The 23,864-nt window shown below is 37.3% G+C and carries 27 protein-coding genes, 1 riboswitch and 1 other annotated feature (1 of these 29 cut by a window edge); of the genes, 9 read left to right on the top strand and 18 right to left on the bottom strand.

Going from position 1 to position 23,864, the window contains the following annotated elements:
- Positions 1-26 precede the first annotated feature (26 nt).
- Positions 27-854 carry an aldo/keto reductase gene (locus ACTDJC_RS03290; RefSeq protein WP_440602640.1) on the bottom strand — a complete coding sequence of 276 codons (828 nt, stop codon included), beginning with the start codon at positions 852-854 and terminating at the stop codon, positions 27-29.
- 426 nt (positions 855-1,280) lie between these two features.
- Here ACTDJC_RS03290 and ACTDJC_RS03285 point away from each other — a divergent pair, with 426 nt between their 5' ends.
- Positions 1,281-2,246, top strand: a complete 966-nt coding sequence (locus tag ACTDJC_RS03285; protein WP_440602639.1) for a quinone oxidoreductase family protein — start codon at positions 1,281-1,283, stop codon at positions 2,244-2,246.
- A gap of 77 nt (positions 2,247-2,323) precedes the next feature.
- Here the strand turns inward: ACTDJC_RS03285 and ACTDJC_RS03280 are convergent, their stop codons facing one another.
- Positions 2,324-2,584 carry a DUF3886 domain-containing protein gene (locus ACTDJC_RS03280; RefSeq protein WP_098310663.1) on the bottom strand — a complete coding sequence of 87 codons (261 nt, stop codon included), beginning with the start codon at positions 2,582-2,584 and terminating at the stop codon, positions 2,324-2,326.
- Positions 2,585-2,879: 295 nt separating this feature from the next.
- Between ACTDJC_RS03280 and ACTDJC_RS03275 the strand changes: the two genes are divergently transcribed.
- The gene (locus tag ACTDJC_RS03275) at positions 2,880-4,469 is read left to right on the top strand and encodes a bifunctional metallophosphatase/5'-nucleotidase (protein WP_440602638.1); all 1,590 of its coding nucleotides are present in this window, start codon (positions 2,880-2,882) and stop codon (positions 4,467-4,469) included.
- A gap of 114 nt (positions 4,470-4,583) precedes the next feature.
- Here ACTDJC_RS03275 and ACTDJC_RS03270 read toward each other — a convergent pair whose 3' ends face one another.
- Positions 4,584-5,039, bottom strand: a complete 456-nt coding sequence (locus ACTDJC_RS03270; RefSeq protein WP_098310661.1) for a ribbon-helix-helix domain-containing protein — start codon at positions 5,037-5,039, stop codon at positions 4,584-4,586.
- A gap of 182 nt (positions 5,040-5,221) precedes the next feature.
- Between ACTDJC_RS03270 and ACTDJC_RS03265 the strand changes: the two genes are divergently transcribed.
- Positions 5,222-6,223 carry an alpha/beta fold hydrolase gene (locus ACTDJC_RS03265; protein ID WP_440602637.1) on the top strand — a complete coding sequence of 334 codons (1,002 nt, stop codon included), beginning with the start codon at positions 5,222-5,224 and terminating at the stop codon, positions 6,221-6,223.
- An 83-nt stretch (positions 6,224-6,306) separates the two neighbouring features.
- Here the strand turns inward: ACTDJC_RS03265 and ACTDJC_RS03260 are convergent, their stop codons facing one another.
- The 3 genes from ACTDJC_RS03260 to ACTDJC_RS03250 form a co-directional block, all read right to left on the bottom strand.
- Positions 6,307-7,251 carry a LacI family DNA-binding transcriptional regulator gene (locus ACTDJC_RS03260; RefSeq protein WP_098310659.1) on the bottom strand — a complete coding sequence of 315 codons (945 nt, stop codon included), beginning with the start codon at positions 7,249-7,251 and terminating at the stop codon, positions 6,307-6,309.
- 115 nt (positions 7,252-7,366) lie between these two features.
- Complete coding sequence (locus ACTDJC_RS03255) at positions 7,367-8,533, bottom strand: cation:proton antiporter (RefSeq protein ID WP_098310658.1); 1,167 nt, start codon at positions 8,531-8,533, stop codon at positions 7,367-7,369.
- Between the two features lie 180 nt (positions 8,534-8,713).
- On the bottom strand, positions 8,714-9,205 hold the full coding sequence (locus tag ACTDJC_RS03250; protein WP_098310657.1) for a GNAT family N-acetyltransferase: 492 nt from the start codon (positions 9,203-9,205) through the stop codon (positions 8,714-8,716).
- Between the two features lie 78 nt (positions 9,206-9,283).
- Between ACTDJC_RS03250 and ACTDJC_RS03245 the strand changes: the two genes are divergently transcribed.
- A complete protein-coding gene (locus tag ACTDJC_RS03245) occupies positions 9,284-10,207 on the top strand; it encodes an alpha/beta hydrolase (RefSeq protein WP_253630347.1) in 924 nt (307 codons plus the stop codon).
- An 85-nt stretch (positions 10,208-10,292) separates the two neighbouring features.
- Here ACTDJC_RS03245 and ACTDJC_RS03240 read toward each other — a convergent pair whose 3' ends face one another.
- Both ACTDJC_RS03240 and ACTDJC_RS03235 read right to left on the bottom strand, forming a co-directional pair.
- Complete coding sequence (locus tag ACTDJC_RS03240; RefSeq protein WP_429719308.1) at positions 10,293-10,754, bottom strand: DUF4352 domain-containing protein; 462 nt, start codon at positions 10,752-10,754, stop codon at positions 10,293-10,295.
- A 336-nt stretch (positions 10,755-11,090) separates the two neighbouring features.
- Entirely contained in the window at positions 11,091-11,333 is a 243-nt protein-coding gene (locus ACTDJC_RS03235; RefSeq protein ID WP_098310654.1) for a DUF2552 family protein, read from the bottom strand.
- A 143-nt stretch (positions 11,334-11,476) separates the two neighbouring features.
- Between ACTDJC_RS03235 and ACTDJC_RS03230 the strand changes: the two genes are divergently transcribed.
- Entirely contained in the window at positions 11,477-11,680 is a 204-nt protein-coding gene (locus ACTDJC_RS03230) for a CDGSH iron-sulfur domain-containing protein (protein WP_440602636.1), read from the top strand.
- 33 nt (positions 11,681-11,713) lie between these two features.
- Here ACTDJC_RS03230 and crcB (ACTDJC_RS03225) read toward each other — a convergent pair whose 3' ends face one another.
- Entirely contained in the window at positions 11,714-12,067 is a 354-nt protein-coding gene (crcB, locus tag ACTDJC_RS03225; protein WP_440602635.1) for a fluoride efflux transporter CrcB, read from the bottom strand.
- Positions 12,064-12,471: a fluoride efflux transporter CrcB gene (gene crcB / locus ACTDJC_RS03220; protein WP_098310651.1), complete on the bottom strand. Its 408-nt coding sequence runs from the start codon at positions 12,469-12,471 to the stop codon at positions 12,064-12,066. The genes crcB (ACTDJC_RS03225) and crcB (ACTDJC_RS03220) overlap by 4 nt, the downstream gene beginning before the upstream one ends.
- Positions 12,472-12,637: 166 nt before the next feature.
- Positions 12,638-12,781: riboswitch (FMN riboswitch) on the top strand.
- A 301-nt stretch (positions 12,782-13,082) separates the two neighbouring features.
- On the opposite strand from crcB (ACTDJC_RS03220), the gene ribD reads away from it, so the two are divergent.
- From ribD to ribH, 4 genes are read left to right on the top strand one after another with little or no spacing between them, the layout of a single operon-like run.
- Positions 13,083-14,195, top strand: a complete 1,113-nt coding sequence (ribD, locus tag ACTDJC_RS03215; protein ID WP_440602634.1) for a bifunctional diaminohydroxyphosphoribosylaminopyrimidine deaminase/5-amino-6-(5-phosphoribosylamino)uracil reductase RibD — start codon at positions 13,083-13,085, stop codon at positions 14,193-14,195.
- The gene (gene ribE / locus ACTDJC_RS03210) at positions 14,176-14,820 is read left to right on the top strand and encodes a riboflavin synthase (RefSeq protein WP_440602633.1); all 645 of its coding nucleotides are present in this window, start codon (positions 14,176-14,178) and stop codon (positions 14,818-14,820) included. The genes ribD and ribE overlap by 20 nt, the downstream gene beginning before the upstream one ends.
- 13 nt (positions 14,821-14,833) lie before the next feature.
- Complete coding sequence (locus ACTDJC_RS03205) at positions 14,834-16,027, top strand: bifunctional 3,4-dihydroxy-2-butanone-4-phosphate synthase/GTP cyclohydrolase II (RefSeq protein WP_440602632.1); 1,194 nt, start codon at positions 14,834-14,836, stop codon at positions 16,025-16,027.
- Between the two features lie 22 nt (positions 16,028-16,049).
- Positions 16,050-16,511, top strand: a complete 462-nt coding sequence (gene ribH, locus ACTDJC_RS03200) for a 6,7-dimethyl-8-ribityllumazine synthase (protein WP_020059455.1) — start codon at positions 16,050-16,052, stop codon at positions 16,509-16,511.
- Between the two features lie 194 nt (positions 16,512-16,705).
- On the opposite strand, the gene ACTDJC_RS03195 is transcribed toward ribH, so the two are convergent.
- The 8 genes from ACTDJC_RS03195 to ACTDJC_RS03160 all read right to left on the bottom strand — a co-directional run bounded on the left by ACTDJC_RS03195 (position 16,706) and on the right by ACTDJC_RS03160 (position 23,555).
- On the bottom strand, positions 16,706-16,987 hold the full coding sequence (locus ACTDJC_RS03195) for a hypothetical protein (protein WP_309247641.1): 282 nt from the start codon (positions 16,985-16,987) through the stop codon (positions 16,706-16,708).
- A 269-nt stretch (positions 16,988-17,256) separates the two neighbouring features.
- A complete protein-coding gene (bioB, locus tag ACTDJC_RS03190) occupies positions 17,257-18,255 on the bottom strand; it encodes a biotin synthase BioB (RefSeq protein ID WP_440602631.1) in 999 nt (332 codons plus the stop codon).
- Positions 18,209-19,066 carry a malonyl-ACP O-methyltransferase BioC gene (bioC, locus tag ACTDJC_RS03185; RefSeq protein ID WP_440602630.1) on the bottom strand — a complete coding sequence of 286 codons (858 nt, stop codon included), beginning with the start codon at positions 19,064-19,066 and terminating at the stop codon, positions 18,209-18,211. Before bioC ends, bioB begins: the two co-directional genes overlap by 47 nt.
- Positions 19,032-19,781: an alpha/beta fold hydrolase gene (locus tag ACTDJC_RS03180; RefSeq protein ID WP_440602629.1), complete on the bottom strand. Its 750-nt coding sequence runs from the start codon at positions 19,779-19,781 to the stop codon at positions 19,032-19,034. The genes bioC and ACTDJC_RS03180 overlap by 35 nt, the downstream gene beginning before the upstream one ends.
- Complete coding sequence (gene bioF, locus ACTDJC_RS03175) at positions 19,778-20,965, bottom strand: 8-amino-7-oxononanoate synthase (protein ID WP_440602628.1); 1,188 nt, start codon at positions 20,963-20,965, stop codon at positions 19,778-19,780. The genes ACTDJC_RS03180 and bioF overlap by 4 nt, the downstream gene beginning before the upstream one ends.
- Positions 20,931-21,659, bottom strand: a complete 729-nt coding sequence (gene bioD, locus ACTDJC_RS03170; RefSeq protein WP_098310641.1) for a dethiobiotin synthase — start codon at positions 21,657-21,659, stop codon at positions 20,931-20,933. The genes bioF and bioD overlap by 35 nt, the downstream gene beginning before the upstream one ends.
- Complete coding sequence (bioA, locus tag ACTDJC_RS03165) at positions 21,659-23,083, bottom strand: adenosylmethionine--8-amino-7-oxononanoate transaminase (RefSeq protein ID WP_098310640.1); 1,425 nt, start codon at positions 23,081-23,083, stop codon at positions 21,659-21,661. Before bioA ends, bioD begins: the two co-directional genes overlap by 1 nt.
- Before the next feature lie 79 nt (positions 23,084-23,162).
- Positions 23,163-23,555, bottom strand: a complete 393-nt coding sequence (locus ACTDJC_RS03160; RefSeq protein ID WP_141525085.1) for a hypothetical protein — start codon at positions 23,553-23,555, stop codon at positions 23,163-23,165.
- 121 nt (positions 23,556-23,676) lie between these two features.
- Positions 23,677-23,864: a binding site (T-box leader), on the top strand; it runs 34 nt beyond the window's last position.

Genomic DNA, 23,864 nt, shown 5'->3' with positions numbered 1-23,864 from the left:
AAGCTACCGAAAAATCGGTAGCTTTTTTACATCGTATCGTATTTCTCTGGATTTGTTCCTGAACGCTTATTACAATCTAGTTTATCAATTTGCTGCACTTCTTCTTCTGTTAATGAAAAATCGAAAATATGAAAATTCTCTGCAATGCGAGACGGTGTAACAGATTTTGGAATTGTTACAATTCCACTTTGAATATCCCAGCGCAAAATAACTTGAGCAGGTGTTTTCTCATATTTTTTAGCAATCTCTTGAATAACCGGATGTTCAAATACCTCCCCACCTCGCATAAGCGGACTCCATGCCTCCATTTGAATTTGTTCTTGCTGACAAAAATTGCGAAGTTCAAATTGTGCTAACATTGGATGAAGCTCGACTTGATTCACCATTGGTTTAACATGACAATTCTCTAATAAATGTTTTAAATGATGAGTATGGAAATTTGACACACCAATCGCACGTACTTTTCCTTCTTCATATAATTTTTCAAGAGCGCGATATGTATCCACATACTTTCCACGTATCGGCCAATGGATTAAATATAAATCCACGTAATCCATCTGTAACTTCTTTAAACTTGTTTCGAATGCTTTAAGCGTCGTTTCATATCCTTGTTCATCGTTCCATACTTTCGTTGTAATAAAAAGCTCTTCACGAGCAATTCCAAATTCACGAATCGCTTCTCCGACACCGCTTTCATTTTCATAAATAGTAGCCGTATCAATCGCACGGTATCCGATTTCTAGCGCAGTCTGTACCGCTCGCTTTACTTCCTCCCCTTCTTTTGCTTTATATACTCCTAAGCCTAGCATTGGCATTTTCACACCGTTATGAAGTGTTGTTGTTGGAATATGCATAAAAAACTCCTCCTTTACTCCATTTCAACAAGAAAAAAATAAAAAGTCAAAAAAAGCGATTTGTTTACATAATCTTGTTATGTTAAGAAACTAGAAGAAAGTATATAAGTACAAATTGAAAAACCGACTTAAATAACTATTTCTTTTTAGGTGGGTAAGAGCATCTGGCCATGCATAAAAGCGGTCAGAACCTTTTCCTGCCACATGTAAGAATGAAAACAAAGGGAGAAAGCAAGTGCAGGTCATGTTTTCTTCTACATAGCAGCGGCTTATATGTTAAAAAATTAAAATGGATTTATATATTGTTGTTTCATTTCATATGAACAACCTTTTCTCGCTTTTTTCAAAGAGCAATTTCTTGCTTTCTTCATCCTTTTATCTTACAGTGTAAGCGTAAAACAAAATACACAAAGTAGAGGGAAAAAGATGAAAGCTCTTGTATTTAACACATTTGGAGAACCAGAAGTATTACAATATAAAGAAATCCCTAATCCTGTTATCGGACCTAATGACATTCTTGTAAAAATGAAAGCAATTGGCTTAAATTTTGCCGATGTTTACAGAAGAAAAGGAAATTATCACCTCGCTGGTCAACCACCATATATTTTAGGTTACGAAGGCGCTGGAATTGTAGAAATAGTAGGAAATAATATTACGACCATAAAGCAAGGAGATTCTATTGCATTTGCAGATGTTCCATATGCAAATGCAGAGCTTGTAGCAGTTCCAATAGAGAAAGCAATTCCACTTCCTAATCATATTTCATATGAAACAGCTGCTTCTATTTTACTGCAAGGTTTAACAGCTCACTACTTAACTCGCGATAGCTATGCAGTAAAGGAAGGAGACATTGTACTCGTACACGCTGCTGCCGGTGGTGTAGGACAACTTCTTGTACAAATTATCAAATTATTAGGCGGTAAAGTGATTGCCCTTACCTCTTCTATGCAAAAAGCAAAAGCTGCCGAAGAAGTTGGCGCAGACTGGACCTTTTTGTATGAGGATGACTGGAAACAGAAAGTCATGCATGCGACTAACGGAAAAGGTGTAGATGTCGTATATGAATCTGTTGGTTCTACGTTGATGGATAGCTTTGAAGCAACACGTATTGGAGGAACCGTTGTTTTTTACGGAATGGCAGGAGGCGATCCAGCGCCTGTAGACCCGCGCATGCTTATGGATACATCTAAGACGTTAACCGGCGGTGATCTATGGAATGTGCTCACTTCTCATAAAGAGCGTGTTCTTCGTTCTAAAGAACTATTCACATGGATTCAACAAGGAAAAATCAAGTTATCCAAACCAACTACATTTTCCTTAAACGAAGGAGCAAAAGCACATCATTATTTAGAAAGTAGAAAAAGTACAGGGAAAATTTTATTACTTCCATAAAATTATTATAAAAATAACGTGCCGCATATATATGGCACGTTATTTTTTCTTCATCTATTCTCCTTTATATTCGTTTCTTATTTAAAATCTTTCCATGACAAACTACTTTCACTTAATAATTCTTCAAATGATTTGTTTTTTTCGCGCTCACGCTGTTCTTTACGCTTTCTCTCTAACTCTATTTCTTTTTTCTGCTCTTCTTGCTCTTTTAGCTCTTTTTGTTTACTTTTCAGCTGCTTCATTAATGCTTCGTTTAATTGATCTCCAATTGTTACTGTTTCTTTTTCCATCTTCATCCCTGTTTGTTTCTGTGCTTGCTTTTGCTTTTTCTTTGCCATAATTAAATCACCTTTTACTTTTTTCTTTATTATAGTAGCAAGTGCAATTTACCAGCAACCACAAGAGCTGTATCTGCATCTCTATTAAGTTGCCCGAATCCCAGCTCCAATTCCACATGAAAATGCAAAACAGTTAATCATCCATAATTAATGATTTATTTTCTATATAAAAATAAAGAGATTTTGTTTTATAAATTTTCTTAAAATATAGAATTTTATATAGATTGTTTTCTTATAATCTATTAAAATGATGTCGTATGATGTCAGATTTATATAAAGGGGAGAAACAAAAAACATGTGGAAAAAAATTATACCGGCAGTTGCTGTTTTAAGTACAGTCACATTTTCAAGCGTATTTGCAGCACAGCCCACTTCTACACCAACACAAGAAAATCGTTACATTGATGTTCAAATGCTAGGCATTAATGACTTCCACGGTCAATTAAACACAGTAAAAAAAATAAACAATAAGGAAGCCGGTGGGGTCGATTACTTAGCTGCATACTTGCGAGACCGCGAAAAACAAAACAAAAATACGCTACTTGTTCATGCCGGAGACGCAGTTGGAGCAAGTCCACCAATTTCTGCTTTATTACAAGATGAACCAACAATTGATATTTTCAACGACCTTGGCTTTGATGTTGGAACAATTGGAAACCATGAATTTGATGAAGGTGTAGACGAAATGCGTCGCCTTATTTATGGTGGCTATCATGAAAAGACTGGCAACTTTAAAGGTGCTCAGTTCCCTTACGTTGCAGCCAATGTTTACAACAAAACAACTGGTCGTTTATTTTTACCGCCATTTACAGTAAAAATGGTACAAGGAGTTCCAGTCGGCTTTATTGGTGTCGTCACAACAGAAACACCAAGCATCGTTATGCCTAAAATGGTTGAAAACGTAAAGTTCACAGATGAAGTAGAGGCAATTAACAAGTCTGCACAACAATTAAAACGATTAGGTGTAAAAGCAATTGTTGTATTAGCACACAATCCTGGTACAACGGATGATAAAGGAATTACAGATGGTGATCTCGTTCGTTTAGCTCAAAATACCGATCCAGAAGTCGATGTCATTTTTGGCGGCCATAACCATGCATATGTAAATGGAACTGTAAATGGAAAACTTCTTGTACAAGCTTATTCGTACGGTACAGCTTTCGCAGACGTTGACTTAAAAATTGATAAGAAAACAAAAGATATTGTAGAGAAAAAGGCTGAGATTGTTACAACATTTCACGATGGCATTCAACCTGATCCACAAATTAAGAAAAAAGTCGAGCAGTATGCTGAAAAAGTCGCTCCACTTGTAAATGAAGTTGTCGGTAAAGCTGCAACTGCTTTAGACAGAAAAGAATCACCTGCTGGAGAGTCAACACTTGGTAACTTAATTGCAGATGCACAGCGCAGTGCGATGAACGGACAAATTGCTCTTATGAATCCTGGCGGTATTCGCAACGATTTAGATGCAGGAGATATTACATGGGGAGAACTATATGGCATTCAACCTTTTGGCAACCAATTAATAAAATCAACATTGACTGGAAAAGATATTCGGGACATTTTAAATCAGCAATGGCAAAAAGATAAAACACGTATGCTCCAAATCTCTGGTATCACGTACAAATGGGACGCTAACAAAGCAGATGGTGAAAAAGTAATTGATGTACGTTTATCAAACGGCGAAGCTCTTGTTGACTCGCAAATATATACTGTCGTAGCGAATGCCTTTTTAGCTTCTGGTGGAGACGGTTTTGTTTCCTTTAAAAATGGAACAAATACAGAAACAGGACCGAATGATTTAGATGCATTAGTAGATTATGTGAAGCAGGCAAAATCACCGATCGAAGCAAAAATTGAAGGGCGTGTTCAAAAAATAAATTAGCCGTTATAACATACAATTTTCATGAGTGGAAGAAATCAAGCTTCTACAGGCAGTTCTTCTTTTAAATCTTACTGCCTGCAAATAGTAGGATAAAAGCGGGAAATCCCGCTTTTATTATCTTTCACGATATCTTTCTAAATATTCTTTCAGTGCAATTTCTACAAGTTTAGACTTATGCACACCATTTCTAACAGAAAGACAATCTAATTGTTCTAGTACTTGTTTAGAAAGAGAAAATGTACGTTTTTTTTTCTCTTCTTGCTCCACAGACGTGATACGTATTCCATATTCGCGTTTTTGCAACAACTCATAAATATGTTGCAATTGCTCATAAATGAGGCGCTGATAATCTATTTTTTCCTGCTGTAGACTTACAGCTTCTTTTAATTGTAAATGACGAGGCTCCTCCCCTTCTCCAATAAATACCCTTTTTTTCTGCTCATTATCATATCCATATCCGAGTAATCGTAATTTTTTTGATAGTGTATATGGACTCATTTCCAGTCGTTTCGCAACAATTGCTATCGATTCATGATTATTTAAACGATCAATAATTTCACCAATTTCCACCTCCTCCCTCCTCTCTATTAAACATAGGATAACGTGAAACTTTCATCACCGGGAACTTACTGCTTGTTAATGCGGGATAAAGTTATTATGTTATGATACAATAATTTCTTATTAGTATATTTAGTATATGATGAAAAAAACATCACTGTTCAATATATCGCAATCAAAAGGAGGTCGTCCTCATGTTCATCCGCAGCAGCACCCCCTCTTTTTACGATAAAAATAAAAAACACATCTCAAATAGTATTGCTACAATTGAAAATGTTCTTATAAATAATCGGAAACAATCGTTACTCATTCGTGGGCAAGATCTCAATCAACCTCTTCTATTATGCTTACACGGTGGACCAGGAATGGCTCAAATTGGCTTTGCACGCCATTTTCAAACAGAACTTGAGAAACATTTTATTGTTGTCAACTGGGATCAGCGCGGAGCAGGAAAATCCTTTTCATGGCGAGATTTCAAAGAATCGCTAACAATTGAGCAATACGTTTTAGATACACATAAAATAATCGATTATCTTCTAAAAAGGTTTCAAAAAAGGAAATTATTTCTTCTTGGACACTCTTGGGGCAGCATCATTGGATTATTTGCTGCACAGCAATCTCCTCAATACATCGAAGCATATATCGGAGTGGGCCAAATTGTGCATATGAAGCAAAATGAGAAACTGCTTTTTGAACATTTAATTCGATCCGCAAAGCAGCGCGGACATACCCGTGCACTTGCTTCTTTAAAAAAGCTTGGAAAGCCTCCATTTCTAGATAAAAGGAGACTACTTATCCAAAGGAAATGGCTCGGTATCTTTGGTGGAGCTATTCAAAATGGGACATTCTTTTCTTTCATTCGAAAAGGGTTTCTATCCCCTGAATACACATGGATAGATTGGATTAAATTTTTTAGCGGAAATATGAATTCTGGGGAATTATGGAAAGAGATGTTAACGATTGATTTCTTTTCACAAGTGCCGAGCGTTTCATTTCCTGTCTATTTTTGTTCTGGACGCTATGACTATCAAACGCCTTATGCACTTGTACAACAATATTGCGATGTTCTTAACGCACCTATAAAAAAAATGATTTGGTTTCCGAACTCAGCTCATTCTCCAAATTTTGAAGAACATACACGTTTTGCAACAATGTTACTTGATATTAAACAAGAACACTTCTTACTACACCCTTGATTAAGTGAAAATTTCATCAATCAGACTCCTACGGCCCTACGAGTAACAAAATAGAAAAAAAGGCGCGTGTTCTCACGCACCTTTTACTTTGTTGATTCTCTCTCAATTAGAACGAAATCCAAATCAGCTACCTCTTGGTTATATTCCACCTTTTTTATTTTTGCAATTAACTTATGAATAGCAAGTGCTCCTATACTTGTTATCGGCTGAGCAATTGTCGTTAAAGCTGGCGTAGACCACTCCCCTTGTACAATTCCATTTAAACCAATAACTTGTAAATGTTTTGGAATGGAGATATAAAGCTTTTGTGCAGCACGAATAAAGCCAATCCCTACAATATCGCTACAAGTAATGATACCATCTATGTATGGATATTTTTGTAATACCTCCACAGCTATTTGTTCTGAATCTATCTCTTCCCTATACGTTTCTATAACTCGGTAAGATATCTTCTTCTCCCAAACCGCGTCTAAAAAACCAGTGAAATATTCTTCCATCGCTTCATTATTTGTATCTTCATGAATATAGGCAAGAAACTGACATCCTTTCTCTTCTAGAACAGAAACAGCTTGTATCGCCGCATTATAATAATGTAAAGAAAACCCCTCAACCGAATCTACAATTACAAACGGAACTGATACTATTTCTTTTTGCAAGCTTTCATATACATCACGTGTCATAATAACACCTGCAATATTATTTTGTTCCAATACATCCATGTAACCACGCTTATGTTTCATATTGCATATAATAATTTGATATCCTTCTTTGTAAGCTTCTTCTTCAATAACTGTAAGTAATGGTAAGGATGCCGGGTCTTGTAAGTCAGGTACAAGCAGGGCAATCATCGTAGAAGATTTTTTAAATAGCGCCTTGGCCACCGCATTTGGTCTATATTGCAACTCTTCAATTGCTTTCTTCACTTGTTTTACCGTATCTTCATGTACATACCCTTTTTCATTTAATACTCGTGAAACTGTTGCGACTGAAACTCCTGCCAACTTTGCAACATCGCGTATCGTTGCCACATCTTCACCCCTTAACATGGAAATAGTTTACAACCTCACCGTAAAACAAAATAAAGCCTACGTCAAGGTTATTGTTATATATTTCTGAAAATTGTTACATAAAAAAAAGAAGTGCTTACATTGCACTTCTTTCCTCTTTCAATTGCTTGTCTTTTATCGCAAATGTTTTCTTTAACATCGGCGGTGTAATCATCGTTGTCAAAATAACAACAATAACAATCGCTGTAAAGTAATCTTGCGCTAATAATCCTGAAGCCAAACCTTGTCCTGCAATAATCAAGGCTACTTCGCCACGTGAAACCATTCCAGATCCAATGATTGTAGAAGACTGTAAATCAAAACCTGTCATACGTGCTCCAAGACCGCAACCAATCAATTTCGTTAACACAGCAATTACTGTTAAAATGGCAATAAACCAAACTTTATCTCCAAGTCCTGCAAACGTAATATTCATCCCAATACTTACAAAGAAAATAGGAACAAACATTGCATAGGCAATTGGTTCAACTTTCTTCTCAACTTCATGTTTATAATCTGTTTGGGAGATAGCAATCCCTGCCGCAAACGCTCCGATAATTCCCGCTATTCCTAGTAATTCTCCAAAATAAGCGAAGGAGAAACAAATAATAAGGGCTGCGCTAATAATAGATTCTGACACACGAAGCGGAGAAAGCCAGCGCATAATCATTGGAACACCTTTCCATCCGATTAGGATAATTGCTGCAAAGAAGACAACCTTTTTCAAAATAATCATTGTTAGATTCACATCACCTGCACCTAAGAAACTCATGGCAAAAGCAAGCAAAATAACAACAAGGATATCATCAAACACAGCTGCGCCAAGCATTGTTGTACTTTCGCGCGTTTTCATTTTCCCTAAATCCCGAAGCGTTTGCACAGAGATACTAACGCTAGTTGCACAAAGAAGTAAGCCTAAAAAAACTGCATTTGCTTGCTCCATTCCCATAATCAGACCGGCAACATAGCCACCTAGAAACGGCATAATAATTCCACCCACTGCTACTGCTAAAGAAGAATTGCGATTTTCATTTAGTTCCTTTAAATCCGTTTCTAAACCAGCCATAAACATGAGGAGAATAACCCCGACTTCACTTAATTGCTTCAGTAAATCTGTATTATCAATTAATCCCAATACTGCTGGACCAATCACAATACCAACAATAAGTTTTCCAAGTACAGACGGTTGCCCTAGCCTGACACTTAAGTCACCCGCAAGCTTTGTACTTAGCAAAATTACTGCTAATTGAAAGAAAAATATCATCTCATCTCTCCTTTTCTCATCCTAATCATTAGAATCATTATAATTATATATGATGTATACTAGTCTGTGAAATTATCAAATTAGCACATTCATGTAATTATCACATTCATTTTCTCCTAATAAATTCCTATAATAAAAAAACTTCCTATTTATAAAATAAGAGCATATATTTTAGCTTATCTAACTTTTAATTTGACATATTTTTTTTTCAAACTCAATTTCATGTAAGATTGGAATTCCCTCATAGCCAATAATCGGAATTTCTCGTTTCAACTTACGAGCTTCTTGTACAGCATCTATGTATAGATTTGTCATAGTAAATCCTCGTTTCTGGTAAAATCGCATCGCATTTACATTATCATTTGTCGTGATAAGCCAAATTTTTTCACAAAATTGTTTCTTTGCCGCATCTATTACACACTCTACAAGCTGTGTACCAATCCCTCTTTTTTCTTTGAAACTATCAAGTGATACAATTTCACAATTTTTATCAATGATATAATATGTGATAATTCCTATTATTTCGTTATTTTCCACTACAAGAAACCCTGGTAATCGATCTAATTGATGGATATGTCCTCTTGAAACCATTACAGTACTGCCCCAATTTTCTTGCATAAATTGACCAATTTCTTCTCGCATCTCTGCTGTTATATTTTGAATTCTCATCATACTCACTTCTCTCACCTTTACAGATTGTTATGATACAATATAATTGTATCATATGTATTGTAGCTTGGAGGATGGAGTATGAAAGCGTTTTGGACAGCATTACTAACGATATTGGGTACTCTTATTGGGATTGGCATTTTCTTCACAAATGCAGTCATGTATTTAAAGAAAAAAACAGAAGAAGAAATTTTAGAACGTGAAACAAAACAGCATTTTCGCTTGGAGGATTTTGAAGCTCTACAGAAAGAAGAAGTATACCTCTCTTCGCAATTTGGTTATAACATTCATGGCTACTATATTCCTGTTAACAATTCAAATAAGTTCATGATTTTTTGCCACGGCGTCACCGTCAATAAAATGAATTCTATAAAGTATGCAAATTTATTTTTAAACAGAGGATTCAACGTGTTTATTTATGATCATCGCCGCCACGGTCAAACAGGAGGCAAAACAACAAGTTACGGCTATTACGAAAAACACGATCTAAAGACGGTAGTGGATTGGCTCAAACAACGATTCGGTTCAAATATTACACTTGGTATTCATGGTGAATCCATGGGAGCAGCAACGTTATTACAATATGCAGGCATGGTTGAGGACGGAGCTGATTTTTACATTGCTGACTGTCCATTCTCTGATTTTTACGAACAGCTTCATTATCGTTTAAAGGCTGAGTTTCATTTACCAAAATGGCCTCTTTTACCACTCGCTAATGCCTTTTTAAAAGTGCGTGATGGTTATACAATTCAGGAAGTTTCTCCTATTGATTGTGTGAAAAACATTAAAAATCCTGTATTGTTCATCCACAGTAAAGACGATGAATACATTTTATGCCAAATGACACAAGCATTGCATGAAGCAAAAGAAGGCGCAAAAGAACTCTTTATTGCAGAAAAAGGCGCTCACGCTTGTTCTTATGCAGAAAATAAAGAAGCATATGAAACAGCAATTGATCAATTTTTAACAACATACGTAAACGAAACAAAAAACAGGCTTGCATAAGCCTGTTTTTTACTTCGCTACTTTTGGGCAGTGAGAGCTTTCCATCAGTGAAGAATAAAAACCTCCCACTGATGGAAATTTCAATTTATTTTAACGAAAGAACAATCGGTTCATCTTTAGCAAAATCAGGAGCAAACAACAATTCAGATTCCACCTCTTCTTTAGGCATTTCAAATATAATGCTCGTTTGCAATGAATCGTATGATTTTAGCCTTCTATCATGCAATATACTTGGATTCCTTTTCGTTTGAACGGCCCCGTATATTTTTCCAGTCGTTGAAATAACATTAAACTGCGCAGGTTTAACAACAATACTTTTGTTTCTATTGTTTTCTAAAGAAAAGTTTATAACAAGAAGCGTGTGGTTTTGTTTCGCAGTCCACACATCATAATGCGCTACACGGCTTATATTTTTAATATCAAATTCGATTTGATCGGCGGATAAAACCCCTTTGACACTTGATTTATTAACCTGTTCCTCTCTATTACACCCGGCAATACAAAAACACATGATGATACTTATTATACTCAATCGTTTCCGCAACAACTTCCACCTTCTTTTGCTGTTTCTATCGATTGTATGATGTACACATTGTACGTTTTTATACATATGGAATACAGTGAAACTTCCATCAGTAGGGGCTTCATCCCCCACTGATGGTTAGTTGAACCAATCGGGCTTTTACGGGCAGTTATCCCCCACCTATCTTCTTCGCTCTTCTCTGAATCTTGAGGTGAAGGTATTACTGCCCGTTAATGCGGGATAAAACCTGTGAAATTATACAAAAAGGCTAATTCATCCCTTAATGAATTAGCCTTTTTCCTATCTCAACCAACAACAGAAGTCTTATTATATCAAGTACCTACTAATAGCAAGATTATGTTACGCCAATACGTCTGTAACTTGATCCATATTTTCAGAAATCCATTTTACCGCTTCATCAAGCGATGGGAATTCTGTTGTTTGAAATGTTACTTCATCTTGTAATAACCATACATCCTTCACTTCTTGCTGCACACCAGCAATCGACCAATGAAGTAAGCTGTATGGATGATTATTGTTTAAAAATGATACCCACGTTCGCTCTTTTGCAATGTTTTGTAATGTACGTAATTGTTTGTTCATGTTTATGTTCACCTTAATATTTTTTCAGTATATCACTTATTATATCATTTCTATTTTCTCACAAAAAGCATTGTTTCTAAACATTGTCAAGTAATTCTAGTAAGTATATGATAGACATAAGCGTTTGGTAAGGAGGTGTAACAATGGAAAAAGTACAAATTAAAGTAAATAATAATGGTTCGTTCCGTATTACAGGGGATGTGGAACTAATCGATGGTGAAGGGAATGTATTTCCAGCTAAACCGGCATTTTCTCTATGCCGTTGTGGATTATCCCAGAATATGCCGTATTGCGATGGTTCACATAAAGGAAAATTTGAATCTGTTGTACGTGCACCGAAAGAATAAAAAACACGCGCACAAGAAAATGTGCGCGTATTTTTACATGTTCCCAATATAAAATCCAACAAAAGCACTGCCAATACCTATTGCATAACTCATAACAAAATATAGTAATGCCTTTTTCCCTTCTCGTGTATGTATAAGTTGTACCATTTCTAGCTGATATGTTGAAAACGTCGTAAATGCTCCCATAAATCCTGTACCACATAACAATATCCACATTTTAGCTACTTCAGCACCCTTTAACATACCAAGTAAAAATGAGCCGATTATATTTATAAAAAATGTTCCATATGGAAAAGCATTTCCGTACTTTTCTTTCGCTACAGTACTAATAAAAAAACGTGTAATTGCACCGAAAAAGCCCCCGATACTGACAAGTAGAATACTCATATGTTTCCTTCTTCCCTCAACCTGCGTTCATACAGCATATTCCCAGCATAAAATCCACTAAAAGCTAAAAGTAATCCCCCTATCATACTTGCGCCCACATATAAAAATGCCATTGTGAATGCTTCATGCTGTAGTAGCTTCAGTGTTTCCACACTAAACGTTGAAAATGTTGTAAACGCACCAATTATTCCTGTACCAACAGCACTTATCATAAGCGGTGAAACTTGTTTCATCCGAAAAATAGACATCGTTAAAAATGCTAATAAAAAGCTACCACTCATATTGGCTAACCATGTTGCTAATGGAAAACCAGCAGAAGATGTTGGTTCAAGCAATTGGCCTACTCCATAGCGAGCCAAAGCTCCAATAATACCGCCTATTCCTACAGCAATATATTTTTTCATACTCTCACCTCGTTTTAAACACGATATAAAATCTTTTCTACACTAGTATAGCAAATTAATCCCGCCGCTAATGCAGCTTTAGCTCCTCTTTTATTTTCATGCAATTCTTCACATTCAAATATTTTTTATAGCCTTTTTTCTTTTTTGTGCTATAATGTGAGCAAACAGCATCCTTCGGGGTCGGGTGAAATTCCCAACCGGCGGTGATGAAGTTCACACTTCTAAGTCCGTGACCCGTTTTCAAGTTGAAAACGGTGGATCTAGTGAGAATCTAGAACCGACAGTATAGTCTGGATGGGAGAAGGATATGTTTTCTAGTACGTATAATAGGATACAACGTTTATTTCAGCATGTGCATTTGTATTGTTTATTTTTAAACATACACTTGTTTTCTTTCGTATACCATTTGGTTCTCTGCTGAAATAACGGGATAACACTAGCATGTGAAAAAATCGATATTTGCTAGGCTTCTTTTCTACGCAAACATATCAATTATTGCTAGGTTTCTTAAGCATACTCTCGTATCCTTCTTATATTTCTAGAAACATCGTCTCTCTCACCCCGAGGATTATGTCCTTGGGGTTTTTTGATTTTTTAAGAGAGGTGAGTTTATGACAGATCAAGAATATATGGCACTTGCTTTGCAATTAGCAAAAAATACAGCTGGTCAAACAAGTCCTAATCCAATGGTCGGTGCTGTTGTTGTAAAAGATGGAAATATCATTGGAGTAGGAGCTCATTTACGAGCAGGAACTGAACACGCTGAAGTTCACGCTCTACACATGGCGGGTGAAAATGCCCATGGTGCAACAGTATATGTAACGTTAGAACCATGCAGTCATCATGGAAGAACCCCCCCTTGCTGTGATTTACTTATAAAAAAGAACGTAAGCCGAGTAGTCATTGCAGTGCTCGATAGTAATCCGCTTGTTTCAGGTCAAGGTGTCAAGCGTTTACAAGAGGCTGGAATTGACGTAACAATTGGTGTACTCGAAAAGGAAGCAACAGAATTAAATCGTTACTTTTTTCACTACATGAAAACAAAGCGTCCATTTGTAACCTTAAAAACAGCAATGAGTCTAGATGGAAAAATCGCTACTCGTACAGGAGAAAGTAAATGGATTACAGGTGAAGCATCGCGGGCTGATGTACATCGTTATCGTCATACACACGATGCCATTCTCGTTGGTGTAAATACAATCATTGCTGATAATCCGTATTTAACAACGCGCCTTGTAAATGGCGGAAAAAATCCGATTCGCATCGTACTTGATACACATTTACGAACTCCACTTTCATCCCATGTGATTACAGATGGAGAGGTGCCCACATGGATTGTTGTTGGAAATAGCGTTTCAAAAGAAAAAATTGCAAAATTTCAATCTGATATGGTATCCGTATTGCAAATGAAGACAAGTAACATTGAAGTAAACGAAATGCTTGATCTTCTTGGAGAAAAAAATATTCTTTCTCTCTTTGTCGAAGGCGGACAAACTATTCATGCGAGTTTCTTAGAAGCGAAATGCTTTCAGGAACTGATTACGTATATTAGTCCAAAACTAATTGGCGGTAAAGATGCTCCAACATGGTTTGGCGGAAATGGTTTCACAAAACTGCAAGATGCACTTACCTTGCACATTCAATCGATGGAACAAATCGGCGATGACATAAAAGTCGTTGCCACACCAAGAAAAGAGGTGCCTTATGTTCACAGGAATTGTTGAGGAACTTGGAACAATTGCTAACATGCAACAAACCGGCGAAGCAATGCAACTTACAATTTCCGCACAAACTATTTTGTCGGATGTAAACTTAGGCGATAGCATTGCTGTAAACGGGATATGTTTAACTGTCACTTCTTTTACAGCACACTCTTTCACCGTTGATGTTATGCCGGAGACGATGCGAGCAACTTCACTGCAAACTCTTAGCCGCGGTTCAGAGGTAAATTTAGAGCGCGCTATGAGTGCAAACGGTCGCTTTGGTGGACATTTCGTTACAGGACATATTGACGGTATTGGAACAATTGTTAATAAAAAACGAAGCTATAATGCCGTATATTACAAAATACAATTACCAAATGAACTACTTCGTTATTGTTTACAAAAAGGATCCGTTGCCATCGATGGTACGAGTCTTACGATTTTTGGTGTTGATGACTCTTCCATTACAATCTCTCTCATTCCACATACGTTAAGTCAGTCAGTAATCGGAAAGAAAACTGTCGGCGATATCGTGAATATTGAATGCGATATGATTGGAAAATATATTGAACGTTTTATTACGCAGGCAGCACCTAAAAAAAGCTCACTTACAGAAAGCTTTTTACAAGACAATGGATTCCTATAAGGGAGGAAATGAAATGTTTCATCGTATTGAAGAAGCGTTAGAAGATTTAAAGCAAGGAAAAGTTGTCATCGTATGTGATGATGAACATAGAGAAAACGAAGGGGATTTTATTGCCTTAGGTGAGTACATTACACCGGAAACAATCAATTTCATGATTACACACGGGCGCGGTCTTGTATGTGTTCCGATTACAGAAGAATATGCCGATCATTTGGAACTAAAGCCAATGGTTTCAAATAATACAGATTCTCACGGCACTGCCTTTACAGTTAGCATCGATCACATTTCAACAACAACTGGTATTAGTGCTCATGAACGTGCGACAACTGTACGTGAGCTACTAAACCCAAAGGCGAAAGCAAGTGATTTCAAACGCCCTGGACATATTTTTCCTTTAATTGCAAAAGCAGGTGGTGTTCTCCGCCGCGCTGGGCATACAGAGGCTGCTGTAGATTTAGCAAAATTATGCGGTGCAGAACCAGCAGGCGTCATTTGTGAAATTATAAATGAAGACGGTACCATGGCACGAGTACCTGATTTATTAGAAATCGCAAAGCAATTTAATCTCAAAATGATTACAATTGAGGACTTAATTGCATATCGCCGTCATCATGAAACGTTAGTACAGCGCGAAGTGGAAATTACTTTACCAACGGAATTTGGTACATTCCAAGCAATTGGCTACTCCAATTCTCTTGACGATAAAGAACATATTGCTCTTATAAAAGGTGATATTTCCACAGGTGAACCAACTCTTGTACGCGTCCATTCTGAATGTTTAACTGGCGATGTATTTGGGTCTTGCCGCTGCGACTGCGGTCCACAGCTTCATGCCGCTCTCGCTCAAATTGAACGAGAAGGAAAAGGGGTTCTTCTATACATGCGTCAAGAAGGACGCGGCATTGGACTGCTTAATAAATTACGAGCATATAAGCTGCAAGAAGAAGGTTACGATACTGTAGAAGCAAATGAAAAGCTTGGCTTTGCAGCTGATCTTCGCGATTATGGTATTGGTGCACAAATTTTAAAAGATTTAGGATTACAACAACTTCGTCTCTTAACAAATAACCCACGTAAAATTGCAGGCTTACAAGGTTATGATCTAGAAGTTGTCGAACGCGTATCGTTGCAAATGCCGGCAAAAGAAGAAAATAAGGCATATTTACAAACCAAATCAACAAAATTAGGTCATTTATTAAATTTATAATAGATTAAGGGAGAGATACATTATGGTATTCGAAGGTCATTTAGTTGGTACAGGATTAAAAGTAGGGATTGTCGTTGGTCGTTTTAACGAATTTATTACAAGCAAGCTATTAGGCGGTGCATTAGACGGTTTAAAGCGTCACGGAGTAGAAGAAAATAACATTGATGTCGCTTGGGTTCCTGGTGCATTTGAAATTCCATTAATCGCGAAGAAAATGGCAAACAGCGGAAAATACGATGCAGTTATTACACTTGGAACAGTAATCCGCGGTGCAACAACGCATTATGATTATGTTTGTAATGAAGTTGCAAAAGGTGTGGCTTCTCTTTCATTACAAACAGAAATCCCTGTTATCTTCGGCGTATTAACAACAGAAACAATTGAACAGGCAATTGAACGTGCTGGGACAAAAGCTGGAAATAAAGGCTGGGAATCTGCTGTTGCAGCCATTGAAATGGCAAACCTATCTCGCCAATGGGCATAAAGTGAAACTTCCTTTTGTGAGGTGCTTTTCCTCACAAGAGGTTAGTTGAACTAATCGAGCTCTTATGGCTGGCTAGATTTTCTTCCTGCTCTTACTTCTTACCAGCCGTTTGAGCGGGATAAAGTGAAACTTCCTCCTGTGAGGTGCTTTTCCTCACAAGAGGTTAGTTGAACCAATCGGGCTCTTATGGCTGGTTAGGTTTCGAGCAAACAACCAAAAGAGGCTTCGGCCTCTTTTTGCTTTCTCATTTTTTCTCTTCTCTGTTCCTCTTGCGCAATATGAAGCTCTCTGCCCACTTCTTTTAAATCTTTTCCTTCTGTTTCAATTCCAAAATACTCAGCTTGATGCCGAAAATGCTGCTCAATTCTCGCTTGCATATCTTTCTGTTCAGGATTTTCAATTGCTTTCACTGGGTCTGCACTAATTGCTTTTAACAAAATAAGAAAGCTCATAATTGCTAATATATATTTATGCATACAAATCTCTCCAAACCGTTGTTGATATCTCTCTTACTATGTACAATTGCGGAGCGGGAAATTCGGCTGCATATCATGTTCATCGCCTTACAAGTTGAATGGCCACAGGGGTTATATACGTTTTATTACATTTTATTTACAAAAAAGAAAGCTCCTATATCAAGAGCTTTCTTCCCTAATCTTTATTGATTTCTCGCAACTAAAATCCATGTAACTTTATCCCGCTATTCGCGGGCAGTAAGACCCCCACTGATGAAAGCTTCACTTTATTACAACGCACATTCCTCAATTTCAAATCCTAAATCTTCAATCATTCCCCAGTCTGCTGTTGGCTCTTGGCCATCTGTCGTTAAATAATCACCAACAAAGATTGAGTTTGCAGCAAATAAACCAAGTGGTTGAACAGAGCGTAAATTAATTTCACGTCCGCCAGAAATCCGAATTTCTTTTGACGGATTCACAAAGCGCATCATTGCTAATACTTTTAAGCACTCTACTGGTGTTAATTCTTTTTGCCCTTCTAACGGTGTTCCATTTACAGCAACAAGGAAATTACATGGGATAGAATCCGCATCTATGCGTTTTAATTCAAATGCAATTTCTACACGTTGCTCCTTCGTTTCTCCCATTCCGAAAATAGCACCCGAACATGGTGATATACCCGCATGCTTCGCTTTTTCAACTGTATCAACACGATCGTCGTACGTATGAGTTGAGCAAATACTTTCATAATTATCTACATGCGTATTTAAATTATGATTGTAACGATGCACACCAGCTTCTGCAAGACGCTGCGCTTGATCTTCATTTAAAAATCCTAAACAACAGCAAATCTTCAAATCAGTCGTATCACGGATTTCTTTTACCGCTCCAATGACATGCTCTACTTCTTTATTAGTTGGACGGCGGCCGGAAGCAACAATACAATATGTACCTGCCTTGCGTCGAATCGCTTCATGTGCACCTTCTACAATCTTCTCTTGCGTTAACCAAGCATACTTATCAATGGGAGCCTCTGATACGATTGATTGGGAACAATACCCACAGTCCTCCGGGCATAGACCAGATTTCGTATTAATAATCATATTTAGTTTTACTTTTTTTCCAAAATAATGATGACGAATCACGTATGCAGCATTCATAATCTCTAAAATTTCTGTATCATCTGCTTGTAGAATATTGAATGCTTCTTCTTTCGTTACAGCTCTTCCTTGCACGACCTCAGATGCGATTTGTTTCCAATTTGTTTTCGTTTGTACATGTTTCATTTATTCTCTTCCCCTCTTTTTTCATATAAGAAAATAAAGCATGATATGTTGCTGCAATTCTTCCATCTTCCATAAAATCTTGTTCATATATGCGAAGCATATTGCGAAAGATAGAAGGACTTTGGCAATAGGATCCTTCATTACTGTTCGTAGCCCCAACTTTACGAATGGATTGTAAAAATTCACGAACTGTAGTAAAAGTTTCTATGTAACATGTTTCAGCAACATGTATATCCCCTGTTATTCTTTTACATAATTCTTGCAACTGTAGTCCTGTTAAAAAAGTTTGACCAACAGTTGTTGCATCAGCTATTGCACACGTTGTTTTTGCACGCTGAAATGATGTATGAAGCTCATGAAATGTTTTATTTCCAAACGTCGAAAATAGTAGCACACCATCTTCATGTAAATGATTATATAAATTCGCTAACGTAGCCGATAAATCGTTTAGCCATTGAAACGTTGCATTGGATATCATCACATCATATTGTTCATAAAGTTTAATATGTTCAATGTCTTCACATCGAAATGTAACAGACTCCATATTGCACTGCGTTTTTGCTTTTGCAATCATACTTTCTGCAAAATCCACAGCTGTAATCGTCGCATTTGGAAAAGATGTCGCTAGTTTCTCTGTTACATAACCTGTGCCGCATCCAAGCTCTAAAATACGGATTTGCGCCGCTGCATCGTAATGTTCTTTCATATAAACAAGCAGCTGGCTTGCCATCTTTTTTTGTACATTTGCATATTGATCATAAGATACAGCAGCTTGATTAAATCGTTTTTGTAACAACGGCTTGTTGATCATTTTGTTGTATCTCCTTTACAAACTGTAGAATTTCTTTAGCACATCGTTCTGCATGTGTAAAACAAAGTGCATGTCCAGCTTCCTCTATAATCGTTAGCGATGCATTTGTTTTTTCGCGTATATACTGCGCCGCAGAAGGAGGACAAATGGCATCAGCTTTTCCATGAAGAAGTAATAACGGAACATCTATTTGCTGCAGCTGTTCTCTGGCATCTGTTTTTATTAAGTAATCAAGTCCACATTGCAAAGAGTCAATCGAATCACCTTGAAACTCCTCGGCCATTTTTAGAAATGCCTGCTCCTCTCCCATTTCCTGCTCCGTCTTTGAAAACATGCTTACATAAAATTTTTTCAACGTAGCATCTTTTTGTTTGAGAAGACTTCGTTTCAGTCTTTCGACAAAAGACCCTTTCCATCCATGTACATAATCAGAGTCCATTGTAAATTTCGCTGTTCCTCCTAATAAAACGATCCCTTTCGTTTGCAATGAATTATAAACTTGAAGGGTTGCCAATGCACCAAGTGACCAGCCAATTAAAATCACTTCTTTATCTTTAGCTACCTCTATGATTCGTCGTTCAAAATCCTGTTGCTCTTCAACATTCCGCCAATGAACAACGTGTACTGGAAAATCATGTACATATGGAAGAAACGACTCCCAAATTTGTTCCTCCATGCCCCATCCAGGAATAAGCACAAGGCTAAATTGCTTCATGAAATCACCCCTTCCTCCTTTCCAATTTGTACAATCTGCTGGGCTGCCCACTGTAAATCATCATTCGCATGCTGTGCTGTTACAGCAAACCGAATGCGTGAACTATGCTGTGGAACGGTAGGGGGACGAATGGCAATTGCCGCTATTCCTGCCTCTTGCAATTTCATACTAAAACGAAGCACTGCTTCATTAGAACCCACAATAACAGGAACAATATGCGTGGTGCTTTCTCCAATCTGAAAACCAGCTTCTTGCAGAGTGGTGCGGAAATATTGGCCATTTTCTATTAACCTTTGACAATACACTTCATTTTTGCTTACAATTTCAATTGCTTCCCCAATTGCTCCAAGCATTCCTGGAGGTAAAGCAGTTGTAAAAATTAAACTGCGCATAGTATTAATCATATAATCAATACAAACAGCTCGTCCGGTAATGTAAGCACCATAACAACCTAGCGCTTTACTAAACGTACCCATATGAATATCTACACACTTTGCCAATTCTGGATGCTTATGAGCAAGGCCTGCTCCATTCTTGCCGTAAACTCCGCCAGCATGCGCCTCATCAACCATAAGAAGCGCTCCGTACTTTTCTTTCAGCATTACTAGATCCTCTAGATGAGCCCTATCTCCATCCATGCTAAAAATAGTATCTGTGACGATCAGCTTTCGTTTTTCTGCTGGAGCAGATTTCAGCAATCTCTCTAAATGTTCCATATCATTATGACGATAGCGCTTATGCTCTGCACCGCTTAATACGATGCCATCTACGATACTTGCATGATTGAGCTTATCGCTAAACACAATGTCATGCCGGCCTACAAGTGAAGAAATCGCTCCAACATTTGCTGTGTAGCCGCTATTCACAATTAGTGCTTTTTCAGTTTCTTTCCATGCGCATATACGTTGTTCAATTTCTTCATATAACGGATAGTTACCTACAACCAAACGGGATGCTGTTGCTCCTGTCCCATACCTTTTTGTTGCTTCCATTGCAGCTTCTTTTAACCGTCCATCTCCAGCTAATCCTAAGTAATTATTTGAGGCTAGATTTAGCAGCCTCTTTCCATTTCGAACGAGCCACGTTTTTTCTGCATGTTCCGTCACGAATAATGTTCGGTGCTGTGATGTTTCTGTAAGACTCGTTAATTTAGACTGAAAATGTGCTTCCCACGCTGGATTCATGACGCAAAAACTCCTCTAATTTTGAGATAGCAATGCTCTCTTCTGCTGCTTGTAATAGTTCATTTCGTGTAAATCCTTCACGAAGCGCTGGTAATAATCCAATAACCGGTACGTCACTTAACTCTTCAATCATTTTTTTATTTTCTAGCACTCTCTCTTTTTCATATTGTTGGCACCCAGAAAAAATGACACCTGCGACTGATAGTCCTTGTGCTTTTGCATAAGAAATAGTTAAAACAGTATGATTCACTGTACCAAGTGTTGGACGTGCTACAATAAGTAACGGTAATTGTAACTGTTTCGCAAAATCGACAACGAGAGCATCTTCTGTGTAAGGAACTACAAGCCCACCAGCCCCTTCCACAAACAAAGAATCAAATTGTTTTGATAATTCTTTGTAATGCTTTGTAATATCTGATAATAGTACTTGTCTTCCTGCTCGTTTCATAGCTAAACGCGGTGCAAGCGGTTCTTCAACTGAATAAGGACAAATCTCTTCGCATGATGTCATCACACTTGCCGCTGCTTTCAAGCGGGCAGCATCACCTTCTGGATGAGAGGAAAGATGACCGCTTTGCAGTGGTTTATACACACCGATATTATGACCGCGCTGACGAAGTACACCTGCTAATGCACCTGTTACAACCGTTTTGCCTACTTCAGTATCAGTTGCTGTCACAAAGAAACCTCTCATCAGTATCCCTCCGTTACTTCTTGAATTGCTTGATGTAAAATCGTAATCATATCATCAAGTTCTTCTATTGTAGAAGCGAGCGGCGGCATAAATACAACAACATTTCCTAATGGACGAAGAATCATACCTAAATCACGTGCTCTTCTACAAACCTTCACACCCATTTGTTCCCGCCAAGAATACCCTTCTTTCGTTTCTTTGTTTTCTACGAGCTCAAGACCAATCATAAAACCACGCTGACGGATATCTCCCACATGTTTAAATTCATGAAAAACTTCTAACCGTTTTGCAATATATTCCGCTTTATGAGCAACAGCTTCTATAAGGTTTGTAGTTTCAAATAATTTCAAATTCGCAAGTGCTACTGCACAACCTAGTGGATTCCCTGTATAACTATGACCATGGAAAAATGTTTTTTGCTCCTCATAGTCACCTAAAAAAGCATTATAAATTTCATCGGTTGTTACTGTAATTGCAACTGGTAAATATCCTCCTGTTAACCCTTTTCCAGCCGTTAAAATATCCGGAGTAACGCCCTCATGTTCACATGCAAACATTTTACCTGTTCTGCCAAATCCTGTGGCTACTTCATCTGTAATAAGAAGAACATTGTAAGCTGTACAAAGTTCTCGCAATCCTTTTAAATAGCCCTCTGGCATTGTAATAATGCCGCTCGCTCCTTGTACAAGAGGCTCTACAATAACAGCTGCTACTTCTTCGTGATTTTGTCGCAACATCTCTTCCATTTCTTCTAAATGTTTTTTCACAATAACTTGGTGATTTTCCCCATAAGGAGAACGATATGTATACGGATATGGTACTTTTAACGTATCAAATAGAAGCGTACTATACACTTGGTGAAACATATCAATAGCTCCAACAGATACCGCTCCAATTGTGTCACCATGATACGCTTCTTTCATCGTAATAAACCTTTTCTTTTCAGGTTTTCCTTTATGCTGCCAATATTGAAATGCCATTTTAATTGCAATCTCAACCGATGTGGCACCGGAGTCAGAATAAAAAACTTTCTTCAGTCCATTTGGTACAATTTCAATAATTTTTTCGGCTAACAAAATACTTGGCACATTCGCAATACCTAGCAATGTAGAGTGCGCTATTTTATTTAGTTGCTCACGAATAGCATCATCCAGCTCTTGTACATGGTGGCCGTGAACATTAAGCCAAATGGATGATACACCGTCCCAATATCCTTTTCCATTCACATCGTATAATTTTCTTCCTTCTCCTCTTTCAATAATGACTGGATCATCCTCCAAGAAATCTTTCATTTGGGTAAATGGATGCCACACATAGTCTTTATTTTTTTGAGCTAGTTCCTCATATGTAAAAGTTTGATCAGTACTTCTTACAGTCACGATTGTCACCTCTAATGTTAACTTATTTTTATTTAAGGTTAACATTATAAAACAAACACTGTCAATTCTTTTTCAATGCAATAATATTCTTAAAAAAGAACGACTTATCCTATGATAAGTCGTCCTATTTACCGTGCTGAATTTTACCAATCTCCTGAATCAATTGTTCATCTGTTTTGCCTTCTATTTCAATTCCCAGCTCTTTTGCATGCTCTCGAAGAAGCTCTTGTCGCTTTTCATAACGCACTGCATCTATTTCTTTTTGGATCTGTTCTTTTGTTTTTCCTTCTGTAGAAACTCCTAATTTATTGGCTGTTTTCTGTATTTTCTCTTCTTCACCTACGTTCTTTTCTTCTTTATTTTGTTGTACCGTTTCTTGTGGTTTTTCAGCACTTGTCTTTATTAAATTAGGAGATGCCGCAAACGCTGTATAAACTCCAGCACCGCCGACGACTGTGAACACCATAGAAACAATTATAATTTTCATCTTCATGTTTTCCCCTCCTTTCTTGTTCATTATAACGTACATTATTGATATTTTTTTCATAATTTTCTTTACATTATTCCTATCGTATAAATTCAAAAATAACTATTGACATCCTTCTCTTTTTTATGATAAAAATTTACTAACACGATATGAATCGGCAATGATAGGATTTAGTAGTATTTCGTTTCATGCTTTCAGAGAGCTGATGGTTGGTGCGAATCAGTACAGAACGGAGTATGAATTACCCCCTTAAGCTTCTTTTACGAAACAGTTGGAGTAGTGAAAGACGGTTACAGACCGTTATTTCTGCAAAGTGGTGAAATGTTTTTTGTTTCACAA

This window comes from Bacillus sp. GB_SG_008 (genome assembly GCF_052038115.1).
In the GTDB taxonomy this organism is placed as follows: domain Bacteria; phylum Bacillota; class Bacilli; order Bacillales; family Bacillaceae_G; genus Bacillus_A; species Bacillus_A rhizoplanae.
The sequence above is the reverse complement of the archived record's forward strand: the minus strand, read 5'-3'. Positions and strand labels throughout refer to the sequence as shown.

Bases quoted from the DNA above. Each gene is read 5' to 3' on its own strand.
- ACTDJC_RS03230 (WP_440602636.1), top strand. From the start codon at position 11,477: ATGGAAAAAGTACAAATTAAAGTAAATAATAATGGTTCGTTCCGTATT.
- crcB (WP_440602635.1), bottom strand. From the start codon at position 12,067: ATGAGTATTCTACTTGTCAGTATCGGGGGCTTTTTCGGTGCAATTACA.
- ACTDJC_RS03235 (WP_098310654.1), bottom strand. From the start codon at position 11,333: ATGAACAAACAATTACGTACATTACAAAACATTGCAAAAGAGCGAACG.
- ACTDJC_RS03285 (WP_440602639.1), top strand. From the start codon at position 1,281: ATGAAAGCTCTTGTATTTAACACATTTGGAGAACCAGAAGTATTACAA.
- bioD (WP_098310641.1), bottom strand. From the start codon at position 21,659: ATGAGAGGTTTCTTTGTGACAGCAACTGATACTGAAGTAGGCAAAACG.
- ACTDJC_RS03280 (WP_098310663.1), bottom strand. From the start codon at position 2,584: ATGGCAAAGAAAAAGCAAAAGCAAGCACAGAAACAAACAGGGATGAAG.
- ACTDJC_RS03245 (WP_253630347.1), top strand. From the start codon at position 9,284: ATGAAAGCGTTTTGGACAGCATTACTAACGATATTGGGTACTCTTATT.
- ribE (WP_440602633.1), top strand. From the start codon at position 14,176: ATGTTCACAGGAATTGTTGAGGAACTTGGAACAATTGCTAACATGCAA.
- bioB (WP_440602631.1), bottom strand. From the start codon at position 18,255: ATGAAACATGTACAAACGAAAACAAATTGGAAACAAATCGCATCTGAG.
- ACTDJC_RS03180 (WP_440602629.1), bottom strand. From the start codon at position 19,781: ATGAAGCAATTTAGCCTTGTGCTTATTCCTGGATGGGGCATGGAGGAA.
- ACTDJC_RS03250 (WP_098310657.1), bottom strand. From the start codon at position 9,205: ATGATGAGAATTCAAAATATAACAGCAGAGATGCGAGAAGAAATTGGT.
- ACTDJC_RS03205 (WP_440602632.1), top strand. From the start codon at position 14,834: ATGTTTCATCGTATTGAAGAAGCGTTAGAAGATTTAAAGCAAGGAAAA.
- ACTDJC_RS03290 (WP_440602640.1), bottom strand. From the start codon at position 854: ATGCATATTCCAACAACAACACTTCATAACGGTGTGAAAATGCCAATG.
- ACTDJC_RS03255 (WP_098310658.1), bottom strand. From the start codon at position 8,533: ATGATATTTTTCTTTCAATTAGCAGTAATTTTGCTAAGTACAAAGCTT.
- bioF (WP_440602628.1), bottom strand. From the start codon at position 20,965: ATGAATCCAGCGTGGGAAGCACATTTTCAGTCTAAATTAACGAGTCTT.
- ribH (WP_020059455.1), top strand. From the start codon at position 16,050: ATGGTATTCGAAGGTCATTTAGTTGGTACAGGATTAAAAGTAGGGATT.
- ACTDJC_RS03160 (WP_141525085.1), bottom strand. From the start codon at position 23,555: ATGAACAAGAAAGGAGGGGAAAACATGAAGATGAAAATTATAATTGTT.
- ACTDJC_RS03275 (WP_440602638.1), top strand. From the start codon at position 2,880: ATGTGGAAAAAAATTATACCGGCAGTTGCTGTTTTAAGTACAGTCACA.
- bioC (WP_440602630.1), bottom strand. From the start codon at position 19,066: ATGATCAACAAGCCGTTGTTACAAAAACGATTTAATCAAGCTGCTGTA.
- crcB (WP_098310651.1), bottom strand. From the start codon at position 12,471: ATGAAAAAATATATTGCTGTAGGAATAGGCGGTATTATTGGAGCTTTG.
- ribD (WP_440602634.1), top strand. From the start codon at position 13,083: ATGACAGATCAAGAATATATGGCACTTGCTTTGCAATTAGCAAAAAAT.
- ACTDJC_RS03195 (WP_309247641.1), bottom strand. From the start codon at position 16,987: ATGCATAAATATATATTAGCAATTATGAGCTTTCTTATTTTGTTAAAA.
- bioA (WP_098310640.1), bottom strand. From the start codon at position 23,083: ATGTTAACCTTAAATAAAAATAAGTTAACATTAGAGGTGACAATCGTG.
- ACTDJC_RS03265 (WP_440602637.1), top strand. From the start codon at position 5,222: ATGTTCATCCGCAGCAGCACCCCCTCTTTTTACGATAAAAATAAAAAA.